The 15,204-nt window shown below is 67.9% G+C and carries 13 protein-coding genes; 5 read left to right on the plus strand and 8 right to left on the minus strand.

The annotated features are described in order from the left end of the window. Positions 1-62: 62 nt before the first annotated feature. From cysC to ABNQ39_RS02335, 3 genes are read right to left on the minus strand one after another with little or no spacing between them, the layout of a single operon-like run. Positions 63-1,931 (minus strand): adenylyl-sulfate kinase, encoded by a 1,869-nt coding sequence (gene cysC, locus ABNQ39_RS02325; RefSeq protein WP_376958609.1) that lies wholly within the window; start codon positions 1,929-1,931, stop codon positions 63-65. A gap of 1 nt (position 1,932) precedes the next feature. Further along, complete coding sequence (cysD, locus tag ABNQ39_RS02330) at positions 1,933-2,730, minus strand: sulfate adenylyltransferase subunit CysD (RefSeq protein ID WP_098740286.1); 798 nt, start codon at positions 2,728-2,730, stop codon at positions 1,933-1,935. After that, on the minus strand, positions 2,727-3,431 hold the full coding sequence (locus ABNQ39_RS02335; protein ID WP_376959747.1) for a phosphoadenylyl-sulfate reductase: 705 nt from the start codon (positions 3,429-3,431) through the stop codon (positions 2,727-2,729). The genes cysD and ABNQ39_RS02335 overlap by 4 nt, the downstream gene beginning before the upstream one ends. A gap of 262 nt (positions 3,432-3,693) precedes the next feature. Here ABNQ39_RS02335 and ABNQ39_RS02340 point away from each other — a divergent pair, with 262 nt between their 5' ends. The 4 genes from ABNQ39_RS02340 to ABNQ39_RS02355 all read left to right on the plus strand — a co-directional run bounded on the left by ABNQ39_RS02340 (position 3,694) and on the right by ABNQ39_RS02355 (position 6,915). Next, positions 3,694-4,251: a precorrin-2 dehydrogenase/sirohydrochlorin ferrochelatase family protein gene (locus ABNQ39_RS02340; RefSeq protein ID WP_376958611.1), complete on the plus strand. Its 558-nt coding sequence runs from the start codon at positions 3,694-3,696 to the stop codon at positions 4,249-4,251. 140 nt (positions 4,252-4,391) lie between these two features. Then, on the plus strand, positions 4,392-4,679 hold the full coding sequence (locus ABNQ39_RS02345; protein ID WP_376958613.1) for a DUF2849 domain-containing protein: 288 nt from the start codon (positions 4,392-4,394) through the stop codon (positions 4,677-4,679). Between the two features lie 57 nt (positions 4,680-4,736). Next, positions 4,737-6,428: a nitrite/sulfite reductase gene (locus ABNQ39_RS02350; protein WP_376958615.1), complete on the plus strand. Its 1,692-nt coding sequence runs from the start codon at positions 4,737-4,739 to the stop codon at positions 6,426-6,428. Then, a complete protein-coding gene (locus tag ABNQ39_RS02355) occupies positions 6,415-6,915 on the plus strand; it encodes a DUF934 domain-containing protein (protein ID WP_376958617.1) in 501 nt (166 codons plus the stop codon). The genes ABNQ39_RS02350 and ABNQ39_RS02355 overlap by 14 nt, the downstream gene beginning before the upstream one ends. A 69-nt stretch (positions 6,916-6,984) precedes the next feature. On the opposite strand, the gene ABNQ39_RS02360 is transcribed toward ABNQ39_RS02355, so the two are convergent. Continuing rightward, on the minus strand, positions 6,985-7,743 hold the full coding sequence (locus tag ABNQ39_RS02360; protein ID WP_376958619.1) for a calcium-binding protein: 759 nt from the start codon (positions 7,741-7,743) through the stop codon (positions 6,985-6,987). A 303-nt stretch (positions 7,744-8,046) separates the two neighbouring features. Beyond that, positions 8,047-8,682: a DUF882 domain-containing protein gene (locus ABNQ39_RS02365; RefSeq protein ID WP_376958621.1), complete on the minus strand. Its 636-nt coding sequence runs from the start codon at positions 8,680-8,682 to the stop codon at positions 8,047-8,049. Between the two features lie 546 nt (positions 8,683-9,228). Between ABNQ39_RS02365 and ABNQ39_RS02370 the strand changes: the two genes are divergently transcribed. Further along, positions 9,229-10,536 (plus strand): pentapeptide repeat-containing protein, encoded by a 1,308-nt coding sequence (locus ABNQ39_RS02370; RefSeq protein WP_376958623.1) that lies wholly within the window; start codon positions 9,229-9,231, stop codon positions 10,534-10,536. 26 nt (positions 10,537-10,562) lie between these two features. Here ABNQ39_RS02370 and ABNQ39_RS02375 read toward each other — a convergent pair whose 3' ends face one another. The 3 genes from ABNQ39_RS02375 to ABNQ39_RS02385 form a co-directional block, all read right to left on the minus strand. Further along, positions 10,563-12,281, minus strand: coding sequence for an ATP-binding protein (locus tag ABNQ39_RS02375; RefSeq protein ID WP_376958625.1), 1,719 nt, complete (start codon positions 12,279-12,281; stop codon positions 10,563-10,565). 123 nt (positions 12,282-12,404) lie between these two features. After that, a complete protein-coding gene (locus ABNQ39_RS02380; RefSeq protein WP_376958627.1) occupies positions 12,405-13,001 on the minus strand; it encodes a response regulator transcription factor in 597 nt (198 codons plus the stop codon). Continuing rightward, positions 12,998-15,172 (minus strand): sensor histidine kinase, encoded by a 2,175-nt coding sequence (locus tag ABNQ39_RS02385; protein ID WP_376958629.1) that lies wholly within the window; start codon positions 15,170-15,172, stop codon positions 12,998-13,000. The genes ABNQ39_RS02380 and ABNQ39_RS02385 overlap by 4 nt, the downstream gene beginning before the upstream one ends. Positions 15,173-15,204: the final 32 nt, after the last annotated feature.

The raw sequence follows: 15,204 nt of genomic DNA on the forward strand, positions 1-15,204 counted from the left end.
CGCGGTCTTTCCCCCGCGCCCGACGCCTCACCTCATAGAAAGCCGACCCTCGGATCACGCCCTCAGATCACATAGGTCAGCTCTTTCTCCGACTTCAGGCTGTTCTTGCCCAGGGTCTCATCCACATAGTCCAGCAGTTGGGCCAGCGCCTCGCTGCGGCTCAGCGCGTCGGTGTCGATCACCAGTTCGGGCTGGTCCGGCGCCTCGTAGGGGGCCGAGATGCCGGTGAACTCGGCGATCTCGCCGGCCCGCGCCTTCTTGTAGAGGCCCTTCGGATCGCGCTCCTCGCAGGTGGCGAGGTCGGCGGCGACATGCACCTCGTGGAAACGCTCGCCGCCGATCACCCGCGCCCGCGCCCGGTCGGCCTTCAGCGGCGAGATCAGCGAGGCGATCACCACCATGCCGGCATCGGCGAACAGCTTCGCCGTTTCGGCCACCCGGCGGATGTTCTCCGCCCGGTCATCCGACGAGAAGCCCAGACCGGCGTTCAGGCCATTGCGGACATTGTCGCCGTCCAGCACGAAGGTCTGCCAGCCGCGGTCGAACAGCGCACGCTCCAGCGCCATCGCCAGCGTCGACTTGCCGGCACCCGACAGGCCGGTCAGCCAGACGATGCCGCCCTTGTGGCCGTTGGACTGGGCGCGTTCCTCCTGCGAGACGGTGTGCGAGACCTCGGTGATGTTGGCCGCGGCGGCGTCCTCGATCTCCACCACCAGGCAGCCGCCGACAACGTCGTTGCCGTCGATCAGCGCGCCGCGGCCGGTGCGCGGCAGGTCCGACGCCAGATCGAGCGCGATGGGCGAGCGGGAGCGCAGGACGACCTCCGCCACCTCGTTGCGGCGGACCGCCTTGCCGGGGGTGCTGGACAGATCCTCCACATTGATGACCGCCGTCACCTGCTCCACCGTCACCCGGTGCTCTCCGGTGGCGATCTTCAGCGTGTAGGTCTTGCCGACCACCAGCGGATCCGACACCAGCCAGAACAGCCGCACGCTCAGCCGGTGGGCCAGCGTCGGGGCGTCGGACTGGTGGTGGGCGATGTGGCCGCGCTCGGCGAAGATGCGCTTGTCCAGCGTGATGCCGATGCTCTGTCCAGCCTGGGCCGACAGCACGGTCTCCGGATGGTTCCACGCTTCGATGCTGACCACCTTGGCGCTGGCGCCGGTGGGCGAGAAGTGCAGGGTGTCGCCGACGCGCAGGCGCCCGCTCTCGATGCGGCCGGCCAGGATGCGGCGGTCGTCCGGCTTGTAGACGTCCTGCAGCGGGAAGCGCAGCGGCTGGTCGGGCGAGGTCTGCTGCGGACGGAAGGCGTCCAGCTGCTCGATCACCGTGGGGCCGAGATACCAGTCGGACTGCTCGCTGCGGCTGACGATGTTGTCGCCGTTGCGGGCGGACACCGGGATCACCGCCTTGGGCTGGAGACCCAGCTCGGCCAGATAGTCCTTGATCTCCTGCGCCACCACCTCATAGCGGCGGCTGGAGAACTCGACCTTGTCCATCTTGTTGACGACCACCGCCACCTGACGCACGCCCAGCAGATGCAGCAGGAAGGCGTGGCGGCGCGACTGTTCCAGCGCGCCCTCGTCGGCGTCGATCACCAGCAGCGCGGCGTCGGCCTGCGAGGCGCCGGTCACCATGTTCTTCAGGAACTCGGTGTGGCCCGGCGCGTCGATGATGACGTAGGGGCGCTGCCTGGTCTTGAAGTGGATCTGCGTGGTGTCGATGGTGATGCCCTGGTCACGCTCGGCCTGGAGCGCGTCCATGACGAAGGCCCATTCGAACGGCATGCCGCGCTTGCGGCTCATCTCGCGGACCTGTTCGACCTTGCCGTCGGGCAGGCTGCCGGTGTCGTTCAGCAGGCGGCCGATCAGCGTGGACTTGCCATGGTCGACATGGCCGACGATGACGATGCGGAGTTGAGAATGCGGCATCTTACATGTACCCCACGCTGCGCAGGCGCTCGAAGCTGTCTTCGGATTCATTGTCCATCGCGCGGCCGGCGCGTTCCGGCACGCGGGTCACCTGAAGCTCGGCGATGATCTCGTCGATGGTCGACGCGGTGCTGTCGACCGGGAAGGTGATGTTCTTCTCGCCCAGCGAGCGGTAACGCTTGCCGTCGCGGGCGAAGTACAGCGGGACGATGGGAATCCCCTCGCGCTGCGAATAGCGCCAGATGTCCAGCTCGGTCCAGGCCAGCAGCGGGTGGATGCGGACATGGACGCCTTCGGGGAAGCGCGTCTTGTAATGGTCCCAGAACTCCGCCGGCTGGTCCTTGACGTCCCAGTCGCCTTCCAGCGAGCGCGGCGAGAACACGCGCTCCTTGGCGCGGGTCGCCTGCTCGTCGCGGCGGATCCCGACCATCACGCCCTGATACGCATGGTCGCGCAGCAGGTTCTTCAGCCCTTCCGTCTTGCGCGCGGCGGCGCGGGTCAGCGGCGGCAGGGTCTGGTCCATCTCCTCCTCGGGCGGGCACTGCTCCACCTTGAGGTCGAGGTCCCATTCCTTGGTGATGCGGTCGCGGAACTCGTAGACCTCCGGCAGCTCCATGGCGGTGTCGAGCTGCACGACGGGGAAGGGAATGCGGCCGAAGAACGCCTTGCGGCAGAGCCACAGCAGCGCGTTGCTGTCCTTGCCGATCGACCAGAGCATCGCCAGCTTGTCGATGCGGTTGTAGGCTTCGCGCAGAATATAGATGCTCTGGTTTTCGAGCTGGTCGAGATCGGCGCTCATCGGGCGGTTCCAATCATGGTGTGTATGCCGCATTCGGTCTTGGCGCTGCCGGCCCAGCGGCCGGAACGCGGGTCGGCACCGGGCGCCACTCGCTCGGTGCAGGTGTAACAGCCGATGGACAGGTACCCGTCGGCTTCCAGCGGGTGGCGCGGCAGGTCGCGCCGGGTGAACTCTTCCTCCAGCCGGTCCTTGTCCCAGTTGGCCAGCGGGTTGACCTTCACGCGGCCGTTCTCCGTCTCGAACAGGGGCAGGGCGGCGCGGGTGGAGGACTGGAAGCGCTTGCGGCCGGTGACCCAGGCCTCCAGTCCGGCGGTGGTCAGCGCGCGCTCCAGCGGCACCGTCTTGCGCAGGTTGCAGCAGGCGTCGTAATCGCGGGCGAACAGCATGCCGCTCTTGTCGCCGGCGGCGAGATCGTCGGCGGTCGGGCCGATTTCCCGCACATCCCTGAGGCCCAGCCGCTTCACCAGCTGGTCGCGGTAGCGCAGCGTCTCGCCGAACAGCTTGCCGGTATTCACAAACAGAACCGGGAAATCCGGTGTCGCTTCGGCGGCCAGCGCCAGCAGGACCGCGGATTCGGCGCCGAAGGACGACAGCAGAGCGATCCGCCCGCCGAACACCTCATGCATGGCGGCGAGCAGGGACGCGCCTTCCAGCGTGCCGTAGCCGTCGGTCAGATGCTTCACCCGTGTTTCCGCGTCCATCATCGGCTGCCTTTCGCGGTGGCCTTTAAGTCTACTAAATATGTAGTTTTAATGACTGTGTTTGCACATTAACACCGGCGGAAAACTCGTGCAACGTAAATACATTCTCTACTTGTTTAATAGGTTTGTGCTGCGTTGCAAATCGTTGTGTGAAATATGTTGATTGTCGTGCGGCGGCCGGGCTAAATACCGCCATGCACAGGATCCCGGTCATAGGCGCCGCAGATGCCCGCCCGATTTCGCCCGTTTCGGTGAGGCGGACATGATTCCGCTGGCGCTCGACCCGGCGCGGGTGACGATTGCGCTCGCCGGCAACGGCCCGCTGGCGGTGCGTCGTCTGACGCAGCTCCGCGAGGGCGGGGCGGATCCGCAGGTCTTTTCACCGGAACCGGATGGGGAATTGGCGTCGCTCGCCGGTGACCGTCTGGTGCGGGCTCTGCCGGATGTCGCCGATTTGGACAAGGTCGGCGTGCTGTATGTGATGGGGCTGGGGCCTTCGATCGAGACGGCGCTGGCGGACTTGGCGCGGCAGCGCCGGGTGCTGGTGAATGTCGAGGACGTCATCCCCTTGTGCGATTTCCACTCGCCCTCCGTGGTGCGGCGTGGCGATCTGGTGATGACGGTCTCGACCGGCGGCCGCAGCCCGACGCTCGCCAGCCTGCTGCGCCAGCGGCTTGAGGCCCTGTTCCCGGAGGAGTGGGCGGAGCGGCTGCGTACCATTGCCGAGCTTCGCAACCGCCGCCGGGCGGAGGGGGCGTCGATGTCCGAGGTCGCCCGCGAGAGCCGCGACCTGATCGACCGGGAGAAGTGGCTGCCGTAACGGCCCGCCTCCCGCAAAACCCATCGATGGCGAATTCACTGCCGAACCGCCGACGGTTCGGGTTAAGACACCAAACGCGTTCGAGAACGACCAGCCAGGAGAGCCAGATGTCGGCCAAGGATCGATCGAAGGAAGGATCGATGAAAGCCATCACCGCCAACCGCCTGCGCGACGGGGAAGTCGTGTTCCTGGGCAAGGATGGCGTGTGGGTCGAGTCCTTCGCCGAGGCTGCGCTGTTCCAGCGCTCCGAGGCGGATGCCGTGCTGGCGGACGCCAAGGCGACGGCGGAGCGCGAGCAGTTCGGCGTCGACATCTACGCCTTCGAGGTGGTGGAGGAGGACGGCGTCCCGGTCCCTGCGACGATGCGCGAGCGCATCCGCACCGCCGGCCCGACCGTCCGTCTGGATCTGGGCAAGCAGGCCGCCTGAGTGGCTGTTCGAGTGAATGAACGTCGGCCGTTCCGGCGGCTCTGAGGGTTGATCGACATGAACCACATCGCGCCCGGCGCCCGTGCCGGCATCTACCATTACGACGAGATCGACCGGCAGTTCGTCGCCGAGCGCGTCGAGCAGTTCCGCAAACAAGTCGAGCGCCGGCTGTCCGGCGAGCTGACGGAGGAGGAGTTCAAGCCGGTCCGGCTGATGAACGGCCTCTATCTCCAGCTTCACGCCTACATGCTGCGCATCGCCGTGCCCTATGGCGTGATGTCGGCCACCCAGCTGCGCAAGCTGGCGGAGATCGGGCGCCGGTACGACCGCGGCTACGGCCATTTCACCACCCGCCAGAACCTGCAATACAACTGGATCAAGCTGGAGGACACCCCGGCCATCCTGCATGAGCTGGCCGAGGTCGACATGCACGCGCTGCAGACCAGCGGCAACTGCGTGCGCAACGTCACCACCGACCCGTTCGTCGGTGCCGCCAAGGACGAGGTGGTGGACGGCCGCGTCTATGCCGAGATCCTGCGGCAGTGGACGACGATGCATCCCGAGTTCACCTATCTGCCGCGCAAGTTCAAGATCGCCATCTCCGGTGCCGAGAGCGACCGCGCCGCGGTGCGCATCCACGACGTCGGCCTGCTGGCCCGTCGCAACGACAAGGGCGAGGCCGGCTTCTCCTTCTATGTCGGCGGCGGTCTCGGCCGTTCGCCCTTCGTCGGCAAGCTTGTGCGCGAGTGGGTGGCCGAGGAGGATTTTGTCGCCTACCTGGAAGCCATCCTGCGCGTCTACAACCAGTACGGACGCCGCGACAACATCTACAAGGCGCGCATCAAGATCCTGGTGCACGAGTTGGGGCTGGAGAAGTTCACCCAGGAGGTCGAGGAGGAGTTCGCGCGGCTGCGCGGCCCCAAATACCGCCTGGATCCGGAGATCGTCGAGGGCGTCCGCCAGCATTTCGCCCCGCCGCCCTTCGAGGAGCTGCCCGACCATTCCGAAGCTCTGGAGCGCGCCAAGGCGTCCGACCCGGCCTTCGCCAACTGGCTGGAGGTGAATGTCGCGGAGCACAAGGCGCCGGGCTATGCCATCGCCACCATCTCGCTGAAGCCGGCGGGCGGCATCCCCGGTGACGCCACCTGCGACCAGATGGACCTCGTCGCCGATCTGGCCGAGCGCCACAGCTTCGGCGAGCTGCGCGTCACCCATGTCCAGAACCTCGTCCTGGCGCATGTGAAGAAGGACGAGCTGTACGATTTGTGGAAGCGGCTCGACGCCGCCGGCCTCGGCAGTGCCAATGCCGGGCTGATCGGCGACATCATCGCCTGCCCGGGCCTAGACTACTGCGCGCTGGCCAATGCCCGCGCGATCCCGCTGGCGCAGGCGATCTCCGCCCGCTTCGCCGACCCGATCCGCCAGCGCACCATCGGTGAACTCGGCATCAAGATCAGCGGCTGCATCAACGCCTGCGGCCATCACCATGTCGGCGCCATCGGCATCCTCGGCGTCGACAAGAAGGGCACCGAATATTACCAGATCACCGTCGGCGGCGACCCGACGCTGACCACGGAAATCGGCGACATCCTCGGCCCGGCGGTGACCGAGACCGAGGCGGTGGACGCCATCGAGGCCATCGTCGACGTCTATCTCGCCAACCGCACGGGCGAGGGCGAACGCTTCATCGACACGCTCCGCCGCGTCGGCCATGCCCCGTTCAAGGAGAGAATCTATGCCGCTGATTGAGAATGGGCGCATCGGCGAGGATGCCTGGAGCTTCATCCCCGATGGCGAGCCGGTCCCCAACGACCGCCCGGTCATCATCAGCTTCGAGCGCTGGCAGACGGAGCGTGACAGCTTCGAGGGCCGCAATGCCCGGCTGGGCGTGCGGCTGAAGAGCGGCACGCTGGCGGGGGCCATCGCCGCCGACCTCGACCGCTTCTCGCTGGTGGCGCTGGAGTTCCCGAAGTTCCGCGACGGCCGCGGCTTCTCCACCGCGCGCGAGCTGCGGGAGCGCTACGGCTACACCGGCGAGATCCGCGCGGTCGGCCATGTTATCCCCGACCAGTATCTGTTCCTGGTCCGCACCGGCTTCACCTCGGTCGAGGCGCCGGAGGGCACCAATCCGGACAGCTGGGACAACGCGCTGAAGGAGGTCACCATCGCCTTCCAGCCCAGCCTGGACGACACCGCGCCGCTGTCGCTGCTGCGTCGCAAGCTGAAGGTGGGGTAGGGCGGTCTTCATCCGCCGAGGCCGAATGGAAAAAGGCGCCGTCTCCAGCGGGACGGCGCCTTTCTGTTTTCAGACGGTGGTGAACCACGAACTCGATACGTCCTGGGCCATCACCCCGGAGAGAGTGACCGTCGCCGCGCTGCCGAAGCCGGAAATGTTGAGAACAGCCTCGCCCTGGGCGTTGGCGCTCACCGTGTAGCTTTGGTCCGTGAGCAGTCCGATCCTGTCGCCTTCCGCGGCATTGAAATCGGCTACGAGGTCGTTGCCGGTGCCGAAGCCGGCCGAGAAATCGAACAGGTCGGCGCCGGCTCCGCCCTGCAGCACGTCGTCACCGCCGCCGCCCCGCAGCGTGTCGTCGCCGCTTCCACCGGACAGCGTGTCGTTGCCGGAACCGCCGGTCAGCACATCGTTGCCGTCCTCGCCGGCCATCGTCACTGCCGAGTAGGAGTTGGCCGCCGTCACGGTGTCATTGCCGACACCGCCGATGAAATGCTCGATCGAGTTGGAGATATTCAGATCGACGCCGCTGGCGTAGCGGACAAGGACCGTGTCGTCGCCATTGCCGCCAAAGAGACGGGCCGCTGTCGGGGTATCGATATAGAAGCTGTCGTTGCCGTCCTCACCGAACAGGACGTTGTTGCCGGCCCCGCCGATCAGGACATCGTCCCCGTCACCGCCGTACAGGGTGTCGTTGCCTGCTCCGCCGATCAGGACATCGTTCCCCGCACGGCCGAACAGAATGTCGTTGCCGGCGCCGCCATCCAGCGTGTCGTCGCCATAATCCCCAAGCAGCGTGTCGTCGCCGAGTCCACCAAACAGGTATCCCATATGCTTGTCCCCCACTCGCAAAACGGAGCGCTTACAAATTGTGAGGGGTGGATGATATACAATTTAACGGTCGAAGAAATTGCAGAAATCCACCACAGGGTGTGGTAACAAGTCGCAACTGGTCTTGTTCGAAAATTGCGGAAGGGGCATTCGCCGGGGGACTTCCACGGCAGGCCCGAAGGGCCGGGCGAAAGGGGAATGACCCCAAAATGACTGTGGCGCCGAAGCCCGTCTGGACTTGGCGCCACATCGTACCGAACGTTCAAGCGATGGGGACGGACCCGGCGTCCGCGATCCGGCCACTCACCAGTGGCGCAGCGGTCCCACGTCGACATGGACGAAGTTGCTGTCCGGGTAATAGCCGACCCCGCCGCCGCGCAGGCTGAGCGCCGCACGCTGGAGCTGGCGGGTCGACAGGCCCTGGACCCGCAGGTCGATTGCCATGCCGCGCATGTGATAGCTGTTCTGCGCCACGCCGCTGCCGTCGGCTTCCCGCAGCATCGCGTTGGTCTCCGGCGAGCGGTAACCCGAGACGATCTCGATCGGGCCGCGGCGGTTGATCTTGCGGCTCAACGAGTGGACCAGATCGATCAGCTTCGGATCGATGGCATGGACCGAATTGTTGTGGTGGTCGCGCAGAACGCGGTTCAGCGCCCGCATCGCGTCGCGGACATATTTGCCCCGCGACCAGTATTCGGCGTTGATCCGCTCGCCGGTGTGCAGGTTCACCAGGGACAGCACCCGCGGCGGAGCACGCAGCGCCGCAGCCTCCGCCTCTTCGCTGGTGAGCAGGGTCCCGCCGGCCGAGGCGACCGCCGCGAGGCCGAGGCCGGCGCGCAGAAGATGGCGGCGATCAAGATGACGGCGTTCGGTGGCGTGGCTCTCGCCGACGCTCGGGCGTGCGGTCGTGATCGACCGGGCGTCCGCATCCTTCATCATTCTTCCTTCATATCCCGTTTTTCCGCTCCAGCCGCCGGAATCCATCGTCTGGACCCATCGTCCCGGTTACGGCCAAAGTCACACCCTGGCTAAGGTCAAGGCGTGCTGCGGTGCGTTTATCCGAAAGGTGGGACACTTTTAGGATGCCCGTGGCCTTTTCTGTCAAGAAACCATTGCTTAACCGATGCTGTTTTTTGGAGGAGTCGAGGGATTCCGCCGCCTCGCCCGGAACAGGGGCGGGAAGCCGAGTCGCGGCTGTTCGCGACCCGTTCGCAGCCGGTTCGATTACAGAACGGTAACGTGCGCGACTCGGGACTGCTGCGGTACTGTCACGTCGATGGACGTGTTAAGGCCTATGGCCAAGCTTCCGTTTTTCCTATCCATCCCGGCCGAAATCCCCGTTTTCCCGCCGATGCGCCAGGCCGGCGGGCCGCCGAACCGCATCCTCCGAAAGAGGGTGCGCAAAAGGGGGACTCATTCAGCCTTCGGTAAGGAATGAACCGCATGATTGTCGCAATGTAACCATTTCACGGCGTCGAGTTGTCCGTGCCAACCGCCACCACCCCGACCGCTCAGTCCGTCTCCTTCTTTCGGCCCGACCAGCTGGCCGAGGTGCTGGAGCGGCACGCCCGCTGGATCAAGGGCCAGCCGGGCGGCGCCCGCGCCAACCTCGCCATGGCCGATCTGGAGGGGGTGGACCTGTCGCAGCGCGACCTGCGCGGCGCCCGGCTGGTCGGGGCGCGGCTGGCGCGCGGGCGGCTGAACGGCACCAACTTGGCCGGCGCCGACCTGTTCGGCGTCGACCTGCGCGATGCCGACATCAGCCGCGCCAACCTGATGCAGACCGACCTGCGCGGCGCCCGGCTGCGCGCGGCCGATTTCTCGAATGCCAACCTGAAGGGAGCCGACCTGCGCGCCGGCACGCTGGAACCGGGCGGCACCGCCCGCCGCGGCACCGGCCCCGATGCGCAGGACGCCGAAAGCGCCCGCCAGATCCACAAGGCGGCACTCGCCCGTCTCCAGAACGGCATGACGGCGGAGGGCGGCATTCCCACCGACCTCACCGGGGCGGTGCTGCGCGGCGCCAACCTGTCCGACGCCGACCTCAGCGGCGCCATGCTGCAGAACGCCGATCTGTCGGGGGCGGTGCTGACCGGGGCGGACCTGACCGGCGCGCGGCTGAACGGCGCCAACCTGTCGGGGGCGGCGCTGGACGGCACCCGCTTCGACAAGGCCGACATGGTCGGCACGCGGATGGCCGACTGCGACCTGTCCTCCACCCGCATCGCCACGGCGCAGATGACCCGCCCCATCGACAGCATGGGATCGGAAATCCAGCGCGCCATCTTCGACCATGAGCGCTGGATCGACAGCTTCGGCCAGCGCGGCCAGCGGGCCGACCTGGACGGCGCCGACCTCAGCCGCGCCGACCTGCGCAGCGTCAACCTCAGCGCCGCAAGCTTGCGCGGGGCCAACCTGTCGGCGGCGGCGCTGACCGGCGCGCGGCTGATGATGACCGATTTGTCCGGCGCCAATTTGGAGGGCGCCAACCTGATGGGCGCCGACCTGTCCGGCGCCAACCTCAGCTATGCCGTGCTGACCGGCGCCGACCTGACGCGGGTGCGGCTCGGCCCGGCGGCGATCAAGGATCCGTCGGGCCGCCCCACCGGCCGCTCCTGGGCCGCCAACCTGATGGGGGCCGACATGCGCGGTGCCCTGCTGGTCGGCACCTGTCTGGTCCAGGCGAACCTGTCCGACGCCAATCTCGACAGCGCCGACATGGACGGTGCCGACATGGCCGGCGCCAAGCTCCAGCGCGCCACGCTCCCCGGCCGTCCGCCCCGCCGGGGCTGAGGCGAAGCGCCGCCTTCCGAGAGCCCTCACGGCAGGATGATCGTCACCGTGGTGCCGGTGCCCGGCGTACTGTCCAGGGTCAGGGAGCCGCCATGGGCCTCGACGAAGCGGCGGGCTAGCGGCAGGCCCAGGCCGGTGCCGGCCTCCGCCTTGGTCAGATAGTTGTGGACCTGACGGAACGGCTCCATCGCGATCACCAGCTCATCCGCGGTCATGCCGACGCCGGTGTCGGCGATCACGATGACGGCACCGGTGCCGCCGGGGCCGGGTCTGGCCTCCACCCGCACGGCGCCGCCCGATGGGGTGAATTTGATGGCATTGGACAGGACGTTCAGCACCGCCTGCCGCATGCGGACCCCGTCCACGGTGACCTGAAGATCGGACGCGATGGCGCCGCTGGTCAGCACCACCCCCTTGCGCAGTGCCAGCGCCTCCATCAGCGACAGGCAATCCTCCAGCAGTTCCTCCAGCGCGACGCAGGCAGGGAACAGCTCCAGCCGCCCGGCCTCGATCTTTGCCATGTCCAGAAGCTCATTCACCAGATCCAGCAGATGGCGCCCGGACTGGTGGATGGCGGTCAGATATTCGACATGCTTGGGCGGGGAGGGGCCGAAAATGCCGGACATCAAGGCCTCGGCGAAGCCGATGATGGCGTTCAGCGGCGTGCGCAGCTCGTGGCTCATGTTGGCCAGGAAATCGCTCTTGGCCCGGTTCGCCGCCTCCGCATGCTCCTTTTCCGATTGCAGCCGGCGGCGCTGCTCGATCAGCACCGCCTCGCGGGCGCGGCGCACCTCCTCCTCGGCACTGCGGCGGCGGCGGTAGGCGCGCGACACCAGCAGCGCCAGCATCAGCGTCGCTGCACAGGCCGCCGCAGCACCGCCGACCACCGTCACGCGGGTGGCGTTCAGCTTCTGCTGCACGATGGCCGACGGCACGCCCAGCACCACCGCCCAGCCGGTTTCGGATGAGCGGTGGATGACGGAGTGGACCTCGACCCCGTCCTTGGTCTGGCCGACGAACATGCGGTTGCTGCCGGTGCGGATCCGCGCCTCCAGCGACGCATACACTTTCTGGCCCAGATAGGCAGCGGCATCGCGCGAGCGGGCGGCGATCAGCATGGTCGGATCGATGACGGTGACCGTCCATTCCGGCGGGGTGTCGCGGGTCCGCAGGGCGCTGGACAGCCCTTCCAGCCCAAGTGCCAGGGACAGGACGTAGCGCACCCGGTCGTTCTGGCGGTCCGGGTCGAACTGGAGGATCGGTGCCCGCAGGATCAGCGATGGCCGGCCCGGCGGTCCGCCGGGCGGCAGTACGCCGCCGATGGTCGCGCGGCGGCTCTCGATGACATGGCGGGTGATCTCGTCCAGCCGGGGCGGCGGCAGCGGCTGGACGCCCAGCGGGTAATGGGTGTGGAAGACGAAGCGGCCGGTGTCGGCGTCGACCATCCCCATCGCCAGCCAGCCGGGCTGGCTGTGGGTGGCGGTGGTGGTCTCCTGATACAGGGTGCGCAGATCGTCGGCATTGGGCTGGAGCAGCGACGCCAGCAGTTCCAGCGGCCGCAGCTGGCTCGCCAGTTCACGGTCGACCGCCAGCGACAGCGACTGCGCCACCGATTGCAGCGCATCCTCCGTCTCCGCCCGGTCGCGGGCGTCGAGTTGCCAGACCATCACGGCGCCGAACAGCAGCAACGGTGCTGTCACGGCCAGACCGATGGCGAGGATGGAGCTGGGTAAGCGAAACCTCAACCGCTGATGCTCCAGACCGTCGGGGACGACCACCGGAGTGGTGCGAACAGACTAGTACGGGACCGGTGGCGACTCCAGGCGCGTCCGTCATTCCCCTGGGTTTTCTCTTATCGGAAGGGGCAATCAGGCGGCACCCGTCAGCAGCCGCGTCAGCTCCACCGCCGTCTTCACCCGCATCTTCTCGAACACATGGCTGCGGTGAACCTCCACCGTGCGCATGCTGATGCCCAGCTCGTCGGCGATCACCTTGTTCAGGCGGCCGGCGACGACCAGCTCCATCACCTGCCGTTCGCGCTGGGTCAGGGTGGCCAGACGGGCTGCCAGCCCGGCCTGACCGGCTTCGCGCTCGCGCTGTTCGGCGTCGAAGGCCAGCGCGTCGATCACCCGGTCGACCAGTTCGTTGTCGTTGAAGGGCTTCTCCACGAAATCGCGGGCCCCCTTCTTCAGGGCGCCGACGGCGATGGGCACGTCGCCGTGGCCGGTCAGGAAGATCACCGGCATGCGGCAGCCCTTGGACAGCAGCCGGTCGAACAGCTCCAGCCCGCTCATGCCCTCCATGCGGATGTCCAGCAGAAGGCAGCCGGCGGTGTCCGAACGCCAGGATTCCAGGAAGGCTTCGGCCGACGGCCAGCCCGCAACCGGGACGTTGCGCGACTGGAACAGCCAGCCGAGCGCGTCGCGGATGGCCTCGTCGTCATCGACGATGTGGAGCGTGGTCATTCGGCAGCCTCGGCAGTGTCATCGGAAAAAGGGCCAGCGGGATGTGGGCCGGTCGTCCGGTCCGGCGTGCGGGCATGGACGGGCAGGGTGAACAGGAAGCGGGTGCCGGCGGCGGTGGCCCCCGTTGCCGCTCCGCCCCCATCCCCATCCGGCGCCACCGTCTCGAACCACAGCCGGCCGCGGTGGTGCTCGACGATGGACCGGCAGATGTTCAGGCCCATGCCCATACCTTCGCGCTTGGTGGTGAAGAACGGGGAAAACAGGCGGTCGGCCACGTCGGGGGCGACGCCGCAACCATGGTCGCGGATCTCCGTCAGCAGCAGGCGGGCTCCATCCTTGTCCCCGTCCTTGCCGTCCCCGCCGCCATCGCATTCGGTCTGGCGGACGGTGACGGTCAGGCGGCGGTCGGCGCGCGGGGTGCGGGCCATCGCCTCGATCCCGTTGCGCATCAGGTTCAGCACCACCTGTTGCAGCAGGATGCGGTCGCCGGTGACCGGCGGCAGATCGGCCGGGGCATCCAGCTCCACCCGCACGCCCAGCCTTGCGGCGTCGCTGCCGGCCAGCCCGACGCAATCCTCCAGCACCTCGGCCAGCGAGCAGGGGGCGACCCTGGGGTCGCGCTTGCGCACGAAGTCGTGGATGCGGCGCACCACCAGCCCGGCCCGCTTGGCCTGGGCGGCCAGCTTCTCCAGCGCCGCCGCCACCTCCTGCGTGTCGCAGCGGTCGGAGCGCAGCCGGTTCAGACAGCCGGTGCAATAGCTGGCGATGGCCGACAGCGGCTGGTTCAGCTCATGCGCCAGGGTGGAGGCCATTTCGCCCATGGTGATCAGGCGGGAGGTCTGTTGCAGCCGCTCCTGCTGCTGGCGGGCCAGCTCCTCGGCGCGCTTGCGTTCGGTGATGTCGAGGACGGAGCCCATCCAGCCGGTCTGCCGGCCGTTGGCGTCGATCAGCGGCGCCTCGTAGATCAGCGCCTCGAACCGCTCGCCGTCGGCGCGCTGGAAGCGCATCTCCAGCCCGCTTTCCGGCGCCCGGCCGGCCAGCACGTCCTGGAAGGCGGCCTCGGCCCGGTCGATCTCCTCCGGCAGCCAGTAGGGCGCCGGCGGTCCGCGCCCGATCAAGTCTTCCGCCTCCAGCCCGACCATCCGGCAGAAGGCCGGGTTGACGTAGGTGATGCGCCCCTCCAGGTCGCGGGCGCGCATGCCCACGGTCAGGCTGTCCTCCATCGCCTTGCGGAAGGCATGCTCCTCGCGCAGCGCCTCCTCGGCGCGCAGGCGGCCGGCGATGTGCCGGCGCAGCGACCACAGGCTCCACAAGGCCGATCCGGTCAGCGCGAAGATCGCCGCCACCAGAACGGTGCGGGTGACGTTGGAGTCGGTGGGGTAGGCGGTGGCGACCAGCGCCATCCCATGGCCGGGCGGATCGAACGGGATGAGGTGGCTGCGCGCGGGATCGGGCGCCGGCCCTGCCATGGACCCCGGCACCGACATGCGCGACTTCGATCCCAGCACCGTGCCGGTGGCGTCGATCACCTCCAACTGGTAGCGCTGGGCGAACCACCAGGGGACATGGTGGGTCAGCATCGCCTCGAAGGAAAAGACGCCGACCAGCGTGCCGGCGAAGGTGCCGTCGCGGAACAGCGGGAAGGCGGCGTCGAAGCCGCGGTCGGTGACGTCGATCCGGTAGGGCGCGCCATAGGCCCGCAGGCCGGAGGACCGCGCGATCCGCACCGCGTCGTCGCGGGCCATCCCCTCCGCGCCGGCCGGCTCCGAAGGTGCATCGGTTCCGCCGTTCCCCGGCAGCGGCGGCTCGGCCAGCAGGGTGCGGCCCTGGGCGTCGAGCCACAGCACCCGCTCGATCGCCGGATTGGTGTTCACCACCAGCCGGGCCATTGCGGCGAACTGCCGCAGGTCCACCTCAACCCGGCCCAGCGTCTCCGCCAGCCTCTCCAGCTTGTCCTCGTCGGACGCGAGCTGGAAGTGCAGGTTCTGCTCCACCCACAGCGCGTCCTTGATCAGCGCCAGCGCCTCCTCCTCCCGCTCGTTGCGCTGCAACAGCCACAGGAAGGCGCCCAGCAGCACCACGACCAGCGCCATCGCCACCACCGGCATGGCGTGCGGCACCGCCCGCCCGATGCGGACGGCAGGACTGGATGTGCGGGATGGCTTCGGCATCGGGGTGGACACGAAAGTGTGGGGGCAGGGGA

The organism is Azospirillum sp. A26, assembly GCF_042604635.1.
In the GTDB taxonomy this organism is placed as follows: Bacteria; Pseudomonadota; Alphaproteobacteria; order Azospirillales; family Azospirillaceae; genus Azospirillum; species Azospirillum palustre.